Source organism: Streptomyces sp. NPDC028308 (genome assembly GCF_055565855.1).
Map to the genome: position 1 here is coordinate 1 of NZ_JBVHTO010000020.1, position 13106 is coordinate 13106.

Annotated in this window: 15 protein-coding genes; 8 read left to right on the forward strand and 7 right to left on the reverse strand. The window is 66.1% G+C overall.

Features of this window, described 5'->3' with window-relative positions; all coding sequences use genetic code 11:
• Positions 1-1025: 1025 nt before the first annotated feature.
• The 3 genes from ACZ4VA_RS36990 to ACZ4VA_RS37000 all read right to left on the reverse strand — a co-directional run bounded on the left by ACZ4VA_RS36990 (position 1026) and on the right by ACZ4VA_RS37000 (position 2898).
• Positions 1026-1436: a hypothetical protein gene (locus tag ACZ4VA_RS36990; protein WP_468084203.1), complete on the reverse strand. Its 411-nt coding sequence runs from the start codon at positions 1434-1436 to the stop codon at positions 1026-1028.
• Positions 1437-1451: 15 nt separating this feature from the next.
• Positions 1452-2096, reverse strand: coding sequence for a sigma-70 family RNA polymerase sigma factor (locus tag ACZ4VA_RS36995; protein WP_468084205.1), 645 nt, complete (start codon positions 2094-2096; stop codon positions 1452-1454).
• A gap of 427 nt (positions 2097-2523) precedes the next feature.
• Positions 2524-2898 (reverse strand): hypothetical protein, encoded by a 375-nt coding sequence (locus ACZ4VA_RS37000; protein ID WP_468084365.1) that lies wholly within the window; start codon positions 2896-2898, stop codon positions 2524-2526.
• A gap of 81 nt (positions 2899-2979) precedes the next feature.
• On the opposite strand from ACZ4VA_RS37000, the gene ACZ4VA_RS37005 reads away from it, so the two are divergent.
• Both ACZ4VA_RS37005 and ACZ4VA_RS37010 read left to right on the forward strand, forming a co-directional pair.
• Positions 2980-3747: a transposase gene (locus ACZ4VA_RS37005; RefSeq protein WP_468084207.1), complete on the forward strand. Its 768-nt coding sequence runs from the start codon at positions 2980-2982 to the stop codon at positions 3745-3747.
• A gap of 181 nt (positions 3748-3928) precedes the next feature.
• Positions 3929-4294 carry a hypothetical protein gene (locus ACZ4VA_RS37010; RefSeq protein ID WP_468084209.1) on the forward strand — a complete coding sequence of 122 codons (366 nt, stop codon included), beginning with the start codon at positions 3929-3931 and terminating at the stop codon, positions 4292-4294.
• A gap of 346 nt (positions 4295-4640) precedes the next feature.
• Here the strand turns inward: ACZ4VA_RS37010 and ACZ4VA_RS37015 are convergent, their stop codons facing one another.
• Positions 4641-5840, reverse strand: a complete 1200-nt coding sequence (locus ACZ4VA_RS37015) for a hypothetical protein (protein WP_468084211.1) — start codon at positions 5838-5840, stop codon at positions 4641-4643.
• Between the two features lie 898 nt (positions 5841-6738).
• Here ACZ4VA_RS37015 and ACZ4VA_RS37020 point away from each other — a divergent pair.
• Together ACZ4VA_RS37020 and ACZ4VA_RS37025 are read left to right on the forward strand one after the other, a co-directional pair.
• A complete protein-coding gene (locus ACZ4VA_RS37020; protein ID WP_468084213.1) occupies positions 6739-7632 on the forward strand; it encodes a replication-relaxation family protein in 894 nt (297 codons plus the stop codon).
• 292 nt (positions 7633-7924) lie between these two features.
• The gene (locus tag ACZ4VA_RS37025) at positions 7925-8536 is read left to right on the forward strand and encodes a DUF6082 family protein (RefSeq protein ID WP_468084215.1); all 612 of its coding nucleotides are present in this window, start codon (positions 7925-7927) and stop codon (positions 8534-8536) included.
• Between the two features lie 47 nt (positions 8537-8583).
• On the opposite strand, the gene ACZ4VA_RS37030 is transcribed toward ACZ4VA_RS37025, so the two are convergent.
• From ACZ4VA_RS37030 to ACZ4VA_RS37040, 3 genes are all read right to left on the reverse strand, one after another.
• The gene (locus tag ACZ4VA_RS37030) at positions 8584-8811 is read right to left on the reverse strand and encodes a hypothetical protein (RefSeq protein ID WP_468084217.1); all 228 of its coding nucleotides are present in this window, start codon (positions 8809-8811) and stop codon (positions 8584-8586) included.
• Between the two features lie 119 nt (positions 8812-8930).
• The gene (locus ACZ4VA_RS37035) at positions 8931-9209 is read right to left on the reverse strand and encodes a LexA family protein (protein ID WP_468084219.1); all 279 of its coding nucleotides are present in this window, start codon (positions 9207-9209) and stop codon (positions 8931-8933) included.
• Positions 9152-9397: a hypothetical protein gene (locus ACZ4VA_RS37040; protein ID WP_468084221.1), complete on the reverse strand. Its 246-nt coding sequence runs from the start codon at positions 9395-9397 to the stop codon at positions 9152-9154. Before ACZ4VA_RS37040 ends, ACZ4VA_RS37035 begins: the two co-directional genes overlap by 58 nt.
• 69 nt (positions 9398-9466) lie before the next feature.
• Between ACZ4VA_RS37040 and ACZ4VA_RS37045 the strand changes: the two genes are divergently transcribed.
• The 4 genes from ACZ4VA_RS37045 (at position 9467) to ACZ4VA_RS37060 (ending at position 13072) form a co-directional block, all read left to right on the forward strand.
• A complete protein-coding gene (locus ACZ4VA_RS37045; protein ID WP_468084223.1) occupies positions 9467-9838 on the forward strand; it encodes a DUF6233 domain-containing protein in 372 nt (123 codons plus the stop codon).
• A gap of 529 nt (positions 9839-10367) precedes the next feature.
• Positions 10368-10571 (forward strand): hypothetical protein, encoded by a 204-nt coding sequence (locus ACZ4VA_RS37050; protein WP_468084225.1) that lies wholly within the window; start codon positions 10368-10370, stop codon positions 10569-10571.
• 124 nt (positions 10572-10695) lie between these two features.
• Positions 10696-11973: a pentapeptide repeat-containing protein gene (locus ACZ4VA_RS37055; RefSeq protein ID WP_468084227.1), complete on the forward strand. Its 1278-nt coding sequence runs from the start codon at positions 10696-10698 to the stop codon at positions 11971-11973.
• 121 nt (positions 11974-12094) lie between these two features.
• Positions 12095-13072: an ATP-dependent DNA ligase gene (locus ACZ4VA_RS37060; RefSeq protein WP_468084229.1), complete on the forward strand. Its 978-nt coding sequence runs from the start codon at positions 12095-12097 to the stop codon at positions 13070-13072.
• Positions 13073-13106: the final 34 nt, after the last annotated feature.

Consider the following 13106-nt stretch of genomic DNA (forward strand, 5'->3'; position numbering starts at 1 on the left):
GCGCGCGGTCTGCTCCGCAGACACGACGCGGCGTCGCTACGCGACGCTTCCGGCGCTCCCGCGCCGGGCATTCCGGCTCCGCCGGAATGCGGCAGGGCTCCGCCCTGCCTGCCGGAGTCGCTCCGCGATCCGGCGATCCGGCTGACGCCGGATCAGTCCTGTACCGGCCTGCTCCGCAGTCCTGTACAGGACCTGACGCACCCTCCGGGTGCGCCAGAAAAGCGGCTGGCTAGGGGAGGTGTTCGTTGTGGTCTCGCCTGTCTCCCCCTTTCGAGACCACACGTTCGGAGTTGCGGTCTCGAAGCGCGTCATTTTTGTTACCAGATAAGTTCTGGGCTCCGTCATAGGTTCCGCTGATGATGTCCGAACCGCTGACATACCTCGTACTACTGAGTGAGTGAGGTAGTTTCTAAACCACATACGGAGAGCGATTTGGATTTCAGTAAGGGTACGTCCGGCAAGAGGTGGCTCGATCCTGGAAGCCTTCGCGGAGCGGTAGTGATCGGGATAGCAACCGGTGCTCTGTTCCTGGGGGTTGACATCACTTTGAATCAAACGGTTTTCCATGACACACCTTCCGAGTCAGTGGTGATTGTGGATCCGAGTTGGAAGTGCTCTGTACTTGCTTCACGAGGGGGTATTACGAGGTAGCCGGCAGGGGCCGGTAGCGGAAAGCTACCGGCCCCTGCACTTCGCACAGTTGGCGGGGGCCCGGTAAGTTCCCGGGCCCCCGCTTCTAGCTATTTCTCTGATCTACAGGACCTGTGGGGGTACCTCCTTTTTTGCTTCTGAGCGCGATGGTCAGGCACCCCAACGTAGGTGAATCCTACATTTTCGAGTCATGATGGTCACTCCTTCCTCTTTGGGATTTCAGGCGTTGTCGTTGGTGATGGTCATTGTTCCGTTGCCGTATCCCGTGCGTCCTCCTTGACCTGGAATCAGAAGTTCCGGGTACACGCGGTTTCGGCTGTTCCTCCCTACACTGTTGCGACGGTTTGCGATCCTGCCGTTCGCGTCCGTCTGGTCTATTCGTCGTCTTCGAGCATCATGATTGCTACAAGGTCTCCTTGTAGCGCTGCTCGATGCCACCAGACCTGAGCTTGCTGCTCCCCGTTGAACAGCTCAGTCAGCTCTGCGATTCTGCGCAGGGCTTTGCTATCTGCTTGTCCTTCCTGTTCATAGCGCAGCAGGGTTTCCAATTCGTTCTTGAATCGGGTCTGCTGGGCTTCCTGTTTGGTGCTCAGGTTTGCTGACCGGGGATCTCCCCCCGGAGGGGGGAGGGCAGGGCCCTCCCCCCTCCGGTCGAGTTCCCCAACGCCAGCCACGGAGGTAGGTACGGCATGGAATGCCGAGATTTCTAGTTCCTCTATGGCTGCGCTGGATTCCCTCTTGAGGTAATCGGCGGCCAGACGCAGACGCGTTGTTAGGGCGTCCATAGTCTGCCTCCTTCGTTAACGCGTACCGATGATCTGGCGCAGGAGCTCCAGGGCCTTCAGGTGGTAGCGGCTCGCCGTCTTCGGGCTGAGGCCCTCCGATTCGGCGAACGCTGCCACCGTGCTCCCGTCGAAGTAGACGGCGGTGATCACTTCCCTATAGCGGTCGGGAAGCTGCTCAACCGCCTGCACCACCTCGCGCGCGTTCTCGGTTGCGATGAGCTCGGCGTCCACGGCGCTGTCGTCGGCCGCGTCATAGTCGACGAGGTCGCTGGGCGTGTGCAGGTTCGACTTCACGCGAACGTAGTCGATGTACACGCTCTTAACGGCGCTGTAGGCCAGGGCCCGCTTGCGCCCCGGAGGCGAGGGACGGTAGCCCGTCCAGTTGCTCCAGAGCTTGAGGTATGCCGACTGCACCAGGTCCTCTGCCTGCGTGCGATTGCCACACAGGCGGTAGGCGTACCAGAAGAGCTTGGCCTCGGTGTCCGTCACGAACTGCGTGAACTCCGCGTCCAGCACGCAGATCACGCGGTTCGCGGCGAAGGAGCCGATTCCGGTGCGGTTGGTTTCCTCGGTGGTGCATTCCTGTACGTCCGCTGCCCCGTTGGGGGAGGTCCCGAGGAGCAGGCAGCGGGTCGTACACAGAGACGTCGTGGAGTCCACGGCTTCCCCATTTCACTAGCCGGCCCCGGCAGGAGGCCGGGTGGCGAGTGCAGCGCGGTGTGGCTGCACTTAGCTCTACGAGGGGCCGGAGGGCTTCGGACACCTACAGACAGAATTTTCTGTGGAGGGGTCGCGTCGGGAGGCGTGAACCGGGATGTTCGGCCTCATCGCAGGGGCTTGGGCCGCAAAACCAGTCCCTGTGGGCGCGCCCTGCGGTGTCGTCGCTAGATTGGCCTGTTACCTCGCGGATGGCGCATGCGGTCCATGGCGCAATCACCGCGAGGCTCTGTGGCGCGGCACCTGCCGTTGCATCGAGGGCCAGGACCTGTCGCCACACAGCGCGCGCCGTCCCCGAACACGCGCCACTAAAGACTGTCCCGTAACCACGGCCCATCCCCGCAGGGCGGGGTACTCCGCGCTCCCGGGGCTACCCGAAGATGAGCTCGACGTCCTTGTCCACGCAGAACCGCAGGACGGTGATCAACTGCCTGACGTCTTCGATGCGCCGTCGCATGACTGGGTCGCTGTCGTCAGACTGCCGCTGGTCGAGAATCGCTTCCAGACGGGGCAGCATGGTCGCGCATTGAGCTGGCGTCAGGTTGGGGCCGTCGTCGTCTGGATGGTTGAGCAGTGGCGCCAGCGTGGTGGAGACACTGCGCCACTGTCGCTCTCCGCCGAACCCGTTCATTTCGGAGAGGGTGAACCCCTCGGCCTGAGCCAACCACTTCCTGAACATGCTGAAGCCGGTGTACGACCAGGAGACGTCCGGACTCGCCACGTCGTCGTCGCCCGGGAAGAGCATCAGTCCCACCTTGTCCCCCTTGGTTGTTCGTAGCTCAGGATCGCCGTGAGGAAGGGTGCCGGCAACTGAAATGATCTCCGGATGGCCGGTGTGATCACGGCGTCGGAGCCGTCCTGGATAGCCCCGTTCACCGGGCTGAGCCCACGCTGTTTCGGCAAGCTGGTGACGGCTGTGCGCCGCGAGACTGCAGCCAAGGAGCATCGCGGGCGCCCCTGGGGGCTGCCGCTGGAGGACCGCATCCTGCTGGTCGTCTCCTACTGGCGTACGAACTTGACGATGCGCCAGCTCGCCCCGCTGTTCGGCATCTCGAAGTCGGCGGCCGACCGGATCATCGACCACCTCGGGCCCCACCTCGCGCTCCAGCCGCGCAAGAGGTACGCGAAGGACACCGTGCTCATCGTGGACGGCACTCTGATCCCCACCCGGGATCGCACGATCGCCGAGCAGTCGAAGAACTACCGCTACTCCACATCCCACCAGGTCGTCATCGACGCCGACACTCGGCTGGTCGTTGTGGTCGGCCGTCCTCTGCCCGGCAACCGGCACGACTCCCGCGGCTGGGAGGAATCCGGTGCCAAGGACGCCGTCGGGAAGACCGTGACCATTGCCGACGGCGGTTACCAGGGCACCGGCCTGGTCATCCCGCACCGCAGGTTTAAGAGCGAGGGCCTGCCCGCCTGGAAGGAAGAACACAACCGCTCCCATAAGCGCGTCCGGGCTCGCGTCGAGCACACCTTCGCCCGCATGAAGAGCTGGAAGATCCTGCGCGACTGCCGCCTCAAGGGCGACGGCATCCACTACGCCATGCTCGGCATCGCTCGCCTGCACAACCTCAACCTCGCTGGATGACACATGAGTTCAAGCAGCGGTCGACCACGTCAAAACCGAGGTGCCGACGCTCGGTAGTTGTCACCGGCGGAGCCCAATAGGCTGGCAGAAGAGCCGGGTAAGGCAGCCTGGTCGTCACCTGAGAGGCAGGCTACTTGTCACAGATGCTCAATCAGCAGCCGTCCTTTCAACAGGTCGAGGCGTGACCCGCGACAGGCTCGTCGAGATGCTCGGTGAGCAGACAATGGCATGCGGACCCGCACGCGATGCGTTGGTCGCCGGCGGAGCCTTCGTCGTCTGGGACGGCCTGGTTCCTGCCGACCATCTTGCACATACCTACCGGACACGGCTTCGTATCACCCAAAAGCGCGGCCAGTCGACGCTGGCGCTCGCCACCACGGTCGACATCCTCGCTCATACAAAGGAGTCTCTTCGCATCGGACGCATCGACGCGGCCGACATGTCCTGGACGTTCATGCTCTTCCTCAATGCCACCGCCACCGCGGTACTCGCCTGCACTGGCGTAGCGAGAAGCGAGCCCTCAGCAGGGCCAGCCGCTGAGAAGTGACAACGTGCCTGCCTCGGTGACAACCCATCGTGCTTCGGCTCAGCCGACCTCAAGATCAGTTACGGGACAACCTTTAATCGCGACCAGGACGCTATTCCTCGCGAACTCCCGGCGCGCCTGCGCCAGTTATGCCGTGTCCGGCTGGGATAACGAAACCTGTGGCGGCTGCTGGTACCGCTGTTCGTTGCTCACGTGCTCCTTCATGCATGCTTAGGTGAGGCTTTGTCTCATATTGGTGGGCAGGTGAGGACCTCTCCCGGTGAAGGTGAGGGGGCGCAGGGCAAGCCCCACGCTCACGAACTGCACACGCAGGACCCTTGGGCGGCCAGTCCCTGGGGTCTCCGCCTTACCGGGGAATGATCACGTCGGTGAGCTGCTCCGCAGTTGGCATCCGCCCTCGGTTGAAGACGACTGCGACGAACACGACCACCACGGGCAGCAGAGGGATGAGAGCGGCATCAGGCAATCCGAGCGCGGTTGCGCCAGCCATCACTACGACGACCATGAGACCTACGACGATCCCCCGCATCCGCTCACGCGGTACGGCGGGTGTCACACCTGCGAGTTGATCGGCGTCGAGAAGGTCATCGATGCGGCCCTCGGCGTAGCGTTCGGCGATGGTCAGGAGCATCACGGTGAGGTCTTCCAGGGCGCGGCCTGGCTTGGAGTCCTGTTGCGCCTCGGCTCGTCGCAGCGCGCCGACTACCAGGGCGGCATGGGCTTTGAACTGTCGTTCGTTGTGGCGTCTGGCTCTGCCTCGCCGGGTGCGGTGGGCCCTCCAGATGGCGTGCTCGACCGGGTGCATCGAAACGCGTGGGATCTGGCAGTCCGGCTGGGTTTCCTCCCAGCGACGGAGAACGGTGGCGCTCTCGGCTGCGACCGTCAGCAAGGCCACTACCGGCCAACAGCGCCGGTCCTCCATGCGGGCACTCTTTGTCTCTGGGTACCCGCTGAGACCTTCCAGGTCATAGGCGGCATGTGTGGCGCCTTTGCCGGAGCTGGTCAGGTTCATACGTTTGATGAGCCGTATTTCAGCGGTCAGAATCAGGATCCAGAACAAGAGCGTCGATGCTCTGTCGATCGCGGAGAAGTCCCAGTTCAGTACCGCCGCCGGGATGGCTGCAAAGCTGCTGAGCAGCGCCTGCACTACACCTGGCTGTGGTCCCGGATCCGCGCTCCACCGCAGATGCTCCCAGTCAGCTATGTCGTCAATGCGCGCCACGACGAACAGGAGCACCGCAAAGCGGAGTGTCTTGACCGGTCCAGCCAGAGGCCGGGCCGACCACCACCGCACGAGATACGAAGGAGCCAATCCATGCCCGCCGACACGATCTTGTAATCGAGGCGGCAGGAGCAGCATCTGCGTCAGCAGCGGAGCAGCCCGACGCACCGCCCAGTGTGCGCGTAGCTGCGCGAAGCGCTCCAGGTATGCCACCAACCGGCGCTGAACTGGCCCTGGAACAAAGACGAGAACTGTCGCGGTCACGATTAACAGCTCGGCGACAATGACGAGAGAAGCGGTCAGCACATCGGAAGTCTCACGCATCCCACTGACAGTGAGACTCCGAACGCGGGAACGTGCACGCCGTACGGTCGGGTGCTGGCGCCATGCACAACGATCTGTGACGGCCAGCTAGGGCGTTCTGTCGAACTCGGTGAGTGTTGTTCTGGTTGATCAGCGTCAGTACCGCGGTTGGGTCGGGTACGTACTGGACGCGTTCCATGCTCTGGCCCTGGCCCAGCGGTGAAAGGCCCCACTGCGGTGGGGTCCTTCGCGTTTCAGAGAGCTTGGTGTCATCCTCGAGAATCCGCACGGAGGGGGCCTGCTAGGTCTCCCACAGAACCCAGGGCTGGTCCTGGGTGGCGCCGCGCAGCCACATCGCCACGTGCTGCACGCTGTTGGCATACCGGCGGTGCGGCCCGCGCAACGCAGCCTCGGCTTCGTCATCCTCGGTGCGCAGTTGCCAGGTATCGGGGGATGTCGTCGGCGCGGTCTCTCCGTCCCACCGCCTCGCTTCGGGGGCGGCGGCCTGTCGTGCCGGCTCCGTCCGGCGCGGAGCGCGGAGGCCCCGGCCGACGCGCAAGAGGGGACAGCCCGCCCGATCCCCCGAGGCGCGCCTCCTCACCCGCCCTCGCCTTCTTTCTTTCTCGTGCGGGGCGGTGTGGAGGTGTGCAGAGGGGGATGTCGGCCTGGCGACCAGGCCTGGATAGGGGTGGTGAGCTGCGGATACGCCGTGAGACGGCTGACAGTGGCGGTGTGTTGTGGGCGGGGTTGTCGGCGGGGTCTGTGGCGGGGATGCGGGCCTGGTCGGGGGCAGGGTTATCGCATCGTGACTGTGGTGGGGCCTTGGTGGTGCGGGTTTCGGTGCGGGTCGGCTGATGCCGTGAACGCACGCGCAGCACCTGTCGGAGGGGCTGCACTGTGCGGGAGGCGGGTGCTCACGATGGGGTTGGCGCATGTGGATGGGGGCGGTTCGGATCGGCTGGCGCTGGCGGTGCTGGCGCAGTACCGGATGACGACCACCGAGCAGATGCACCTGCTGATCGCACCCGGTGTGCGGATCGAGCAGACCCGGCGCCGGCTGGCCAAGCTGCGCGTGGAGGGGCTGGTGGAGCGGATCACGCTGCCGCAGGCCGGCCGCACCCGGGCATGGTTCGCCACGCAGTACGGAGTACAGGTCGCCTCCGAGTGGCCCGAGCTGCGGGACTGGCAGCCGCCCCGGCTGCTCGCCGACCGTACGGCTGCGCGCCTGCGTACCGGGCACACGCTCACCGTCACGGAGACCGCGCTGCAGTTCGTCCTGGACGCGCGGCGCCGCGGTGATGTGTGTGAGCCGCTGGACTGGATCCCCGAGGTCCACCACCCCCTGGGTGGCGGCGAGGCCATTATCCCCGACGCCCTGCTGTACTACCGGCGCGCAGCCGACGGCGGGACGATGCTGCGGGCCTTCGTGGAAGTCGACCGGGCCACCATGGGACCCGAGCGCCTCGCCGCGAAACTCACCGCCTACGCCCGCCTGCACGACTACATACCGACACCCCTCGCCCGCCCCAGGCCGACCATGCAGACGCCGCCGGTGGAAGAGACCTGGCGGCGCCGCTACCCCGTCTTCCCGCGGCTGCTGTTCGTCCTGGACAACACCGGACCTGCCGGCATCCAGACCCGCATCCGCGCCCTGCGCGCGGCTGCCGGCCAGCTGACGGCACCAATCTTCCGGCGCACCGTGCCGATCCTCGCCGCTCCCCTGGCCGACATCCTTCGCGACGGACCCTCAGCCCCCATCTGGCACTGCGTCCAGGACCCCGGCCGCCGCGTCGAATGGTCCCGCTCCGCATAGCGCTGCACGCTCACTTGTGGCCCTTTGGCTCCTTCTGGTCCCCGGAGACTCTCCCCGTCATCGACCGCCCGAGGCAGGGGGCCCGCGCTGCCGGCCAAGGGGCCAGCAGTCCCGTCCCGTTGGCACTGATGGACACGCGGAGCCGTCACCGTGCGCATGGCCGCTCGAGGGCCTCTTGCCGGACGCCTACGCCCGCTTCATCCTGATCAGCGAACCGGCAGCCAGTGTTCTAGGGGGGCATGTGAGAACCGGCATCGGCCAAGTGCAGCGCACGCGGAGGTTGCGGAGAGCCTTGGCGTACGCCCTGTTCGGGCTCGGACTGCTGGGCCTGATCGTTTCCACACCATTCGTGCTGGCCGCGTTGGCTCCGGCGAACACCGACTGGGGCAAGCTCAGTGACATCAGCCAGACGTATGGGGCGGTGTCCGTCGTGCTCTCGGCTCTCGCATTGGCCGGTGTGGCTCTCTCGCTCCTCTATCAGGTCCGCCAGACACGCACGAGCAACGAGCAGGCCATCAGAGACAGCCATCTCCAGCTCGCAACGCTTGCGCTGAGCGACCCGGACCTGCTCCTGGCCTGGTCACCGCCCGGTACACCAGTGGCCTTGAAACGGCATCGGCAACATCTCATGACGTCTCTCGCTCTCGGAGAACTACTGCAGCGCTTCCGCATCGGCCATCTGTCCGTCGCGAAACTCGCGGTAAAACTGGACGGGCACTTCCGCGGGAGGATCGCGCGCGAACAGTGGGAACGCGAAGGACCGGGGTGGCGCCGCACCATGGGGGCAGGTGACCGCCACGACCGCGTGTTCGTTCACCTGGTGGAAGAGCGCTACCAGGCAGCCGTGGCAGCGGGACCGGCGACCGCACTTCTGGAGTTCCAAGACCGGCCAGACAGCGCCTAGCAGTCACGTCCTCCTGCGCACCGCGCCGATCTCGCCGCGTCCCAGGTTCAAGCGGCGCTGAAGTCGTGCGCGGGCGCGTCGCGCCACTCCACCCATCGGGCGTCGTCCAAGACGGCCGCCGGATCATCGATCCCGGCGGCTTCCAGGAACACGATCAGGTCGTGGTCGCTGTAGGCGGTTCCAAGGATCTCAGCCTGACCATGGCGGTGCACCGTGACCCTCCGGCCGCCCGAAAGAGACGGCCGGTGCACAACGATCGGCGCACAGATCACCATCCCAGCGTGCAGCCACCCAGGTAGAGAGGCGAATCAGAACCCCTCAGTGCTTCAGCCGAGGCAGGACAGCCCGCCCCGAGATGCGGGCACCTGCAGTTGAGGGAAGGGATGGCCCTCAGTCAGTGGCCCAGGCGAGCAGACCGTGGCCTCCGGCCTTCCCGGCTGATCTCCCCCCGCTCCTCCAGCTGGCGCAGCTGGTAGGCGACAGACGACGTGCTCGACAGACCTACAGTCCGAGCGATCTCCCGCACTGTCGGCGCCTCGCCTCGGTCCACGATCGAGCGCCGGATGCACGACAGGATCGCCTCCTGCCGGGCGCTGAGGTACTCCAGCTTGTGCCTCACGCCGCCCTCCGCTCCTGCTGATCGGCCGGCACCTGCTCGCGCAGAGCTGCCCACCCCACAGACGCGCTATCTCGCCGCTGCGACCAGTACGGGTGGTAGAGCAGCCGCGTCCCCAGGACCAGCAGATCCCGCCGCAACCGCGTCCATGAGGACGCGGTGTCGTCGCTGGCCAGCGCCCGGTAGGTGCGGTCGTAGGCCAGGTACAGGTCGACCAGGTCGGGCGGGAAAGAACGGCACGTCATACACTTCATTAGAGCACTTGTTCGAATTGCTGTGCCAGCGGACACCCTGCCCTTCGATGAGCCGAGACCATGCCCGACGACCTGCCGTCCGACCTGCCGCGCCTGGAAGCGTTGCGGGTGTGGCACGCCCTGTGGCTTGAGCGGATCGACCGCAAAGTCGAGGCACTGCGCGTGCGGGAAGCTGAACGTGAGCGAGGCAAGCGGGTGCGGCCGCCGACACCGGAGTGGATCGTGGAACTAGGTATCGGTGACGGCCGCCCGCCCGTGGAGCTCCATGCCGGCGACTGCTACGCGGCAGGAAAGCGCCGCCGCGTCGTCAGCGCTGATGAGGCAACCAACCTGCTCGCTGCCGGGCTCCGCGCCTGCACCCACTGCACCCCCGACCAGGTGCTCGGCAGCACGCAATCACCCCCCGCGGCGGCACCACCGCACGAGAGATGACCAGGGCCGCACTCACCCGTACTGCGCACCACCGGCAACCCGCACCTACGTGGCTTACTGGGTCCAGCCCGCGCGATGGCGGGTCCCACCGGGGCCCGCCACGTGGCGGGGGCCGGCCCCTCCCCCGCAGCCGGCTGCACACAGGGATGCGCAGCCCGTCCTGAAGCCCGCCGGCCGCGTGCGCACCATGCGGCTGAAACACGTCTACGCAGTGGAAGGCCGTGCCGAGTGCGCAACGCTGTGACCCGCCGTGGTGGGGCCTGTGGCGCGAGGCAGCAGCGCCTGGTCGAGGTTGTGGTGGGGGTCGCTGTACGCAGCGCGCCGGTCATCTTGCGCAGCGTGCTGCGCAATGCTGTGACCTGCGCCCGGTAGGGCCCGTGGTGGGGGCGTAGCAGCATTGGCGGGCGTGGGTCGCGGCCCGCAGGCATCGCGTGCAGACGCCGCGAGGTAATCGAACAAGTGTGCCCTCCGGTCGTATGCTGCCTTCACGGCGCTGCACTCCGCGTCGTACGAACCAGGAGCATCGACTATGGCCAGCACTCCCCCACCGCTCACCGAGCCGGACCCTTCCACCTTCACCTGCTCCAGCAGCCTGGTCGGACCCTGCGCATCCTGCCAGCGCACCACCCACAAATACGGAAGCGGCGGCCTGCCCCTGTGCCAGTGGTGCATGGCCACCGCACAGGAGAAATGGGGCCCCGCCGTCGGCTTCACCAGTACCCGGACTACCTGACTGCTGCCGCGGTGCACTCGGGTGACCTGCCTGGTCAGGCCTGTTGCCTCTTGGGTTTCGGTACGGACCCGTCCCCAGAAGGCCTGGGCGCAACCGAGCTCATGCAAGTGATGTCTCCATCCTCATGACAGCCAACCGAAGGCAGCGATCTACGCCGAATGACCGCGAGCTGCGATTGTGGAAGGTCGGCCGGGCCCTGACCATCACCTTCGTCGCTGCCGTTCTGAGTGCGGGTGGCGCCTTCTATGGTTTGGTGGTCCTGCTGGACTTCCAGGAGATCGACAGCACGGCAAAGCTCGACGCACAGACTCTCTTCGACTTGGTGAAACTCTCCTTCGGCCTGGTTGCCGGAGCCGGGGCGCTCGTCGCCCTGGTCGTCGCCTACCGCCGCCAGCGCGTCGATGAGGCCGGAGCACACCGCGAAGCAACCCGCCTACACACCGAACGCTTCTCCCAAGCCGTCGACAAACTCGGATCCGACTCTCCCGCCGTCCGACTCGGTGGCGTTCACGCATTGGCGGGTCTGGCCGATGACGCCCCGGACAGCAGTCTGCGTCAGACCTGCATCGACGTCCTGTGCGCCTACCTGCAGCTTCCCTTTACCCCTGATCCTGGAGGCGACCCCGCCGTCCAAGAGGGACACCACCACTACCTGGCCTTGCGCAAGGTTCGGCATACCATCCTGCGTCTCATCGGCGACCACTATCGGCGTCCCAAAGGAACCCAGCGCTCCTGGCAGGGCTGCGACCTTGACCTCACCGGCGTCACCATCGATGGCAACCTGGACTTCAGCGGCGCCACCTTCTCCGAGGGCACGGTGAGATTCGACAGCGCCACCTTCTCCAAGAGCACGGTGCGATTCGACGGCGCAATCTTCTCCACCAGCGGCGCGGTGAGCTTCGTCGGCGCATCGTTCATAAGCGGCGGCGTCATGTTTTTCGACGGAGCCGCCTTCACCAATGGCACGGTGAGCTTCGGACGCGCAGCGTTCTCCGGCGGCACGGTGTCCTTCGACGGAGCGACCTTCTCCGGCGGCCTGGTGCACTTCGGTGGAGCAACGTTCTCCGGCAGCGGGGTGCGTTTCGATGGAGCAACGTTCTCCGGCGGCCGCGTGTACTTCCATCACGCCACGTTCTCCGGCGGCGCAGTGTCCTTCGACGGAGCGACGTTCTCCGGCAGCATGGTGCACTTCGGCACCGCGACCATCTCCGGCGGCACAGTGCGCTTCGAGGGAGCGACTTTGTCTCGCGCCCCTGGCTTCAGCGGAACGACATTCTCCTCCGGCACACTGTCCTTCCAAGCCGCGATGGGTTCAGCTCCTGTAGGCCTTCTGGCTGCTGTCGGATCTCCTACTCCTGCGACGGTCACCCTTCCTGCTGCTTGGCTGCCCCCACCTCCATAGCACGGGCTTTAGTAGTAACTCTTCCCTCGCGTCGCGGCGCTGAGCGAATGGGCCCCGAACCTGGCAGCGCCCTCACGTGATCGATTGTTGAGCCCCTAACCGGGCGGGTTAGATGGACGCCATGGTCTGGATGCTCCCGGAGCCGATGCTCACCACACCCGTCCCGGGATCCGACCTGCCGCCCGGGCACGCGGCAGAGCCTAAATGGGACGGCTACCGCGCCCAGCTCGCCCACTGGTCCGACAGCCGGGTCCTGCTGCGCTCACGCCGCGGCACCGACATGACCCCCGCCTTCCCTGAAATCCGCGCTGGCGCCGCGCAGCTTCCCGAAGACACGGCTCTCGATGGCGAGTTGGTCGTGTGGGACGCGTCGGGGCGGCTCGCCTTCGAGCGGCTCAACGGACGACTGATGCGCCGCGGGGCCGGGGCAGCTCAGCTCGCAGCCGAGTGGCCGGCGCACTTCGTCGCGTTCGACCTGCTGCGCCTGCGCGACACCGATCTCACCCGCTGGCCGTACCGGCGACGCCGGGCCGCGCTCGAGGAACTGTTCGCCGAGCGGGACCTCACCGCGCCGTGGGCGCTGTGCCCGTCGACCACCGACCCGGACACCGCCCGCGAATGGCTCGACTGGACCGTCGCCGGACTTGAGGGCCTCGTCTTCAAGAACCTCAACGGGACCTATAAGCCCACGCGGGGATGGAGCAAGTACAAGGTCCGGCAGACAGCGGAGGCGATCATCGGCGCGGTCACCGGATCACTCGCCGCGCCCCGCACTCTGCTGCTGGGACGGTACGACCCCACCGGCCGCCTCCAGTACATAGGAAGAACGTCCACCCTCACCGCAGCCGCAGGCGCGAACGTCGCCCCGCACCTCTCCCCCGCCCACGTCCCGGACGAACATCCCTGGCACGGCTGGACGTTCAGCGCGGGATGGGGCACCCAGGAAAAGCTGGACCCGGTCCTGGTGCAGCCCGAAGCGGTCGCCGAAGTCAGCGTCGATGTCGCACGCGACAACGCCGGCCGCTGGCGCCACCCCGTCAAACTCCAACGCATCCGCACCGACCTCAAGCCAGACGACGTCCCACCTTTCATCACCTGAGTTCCGGCATGCGAGGGTCTGCGGGGTCACGTCG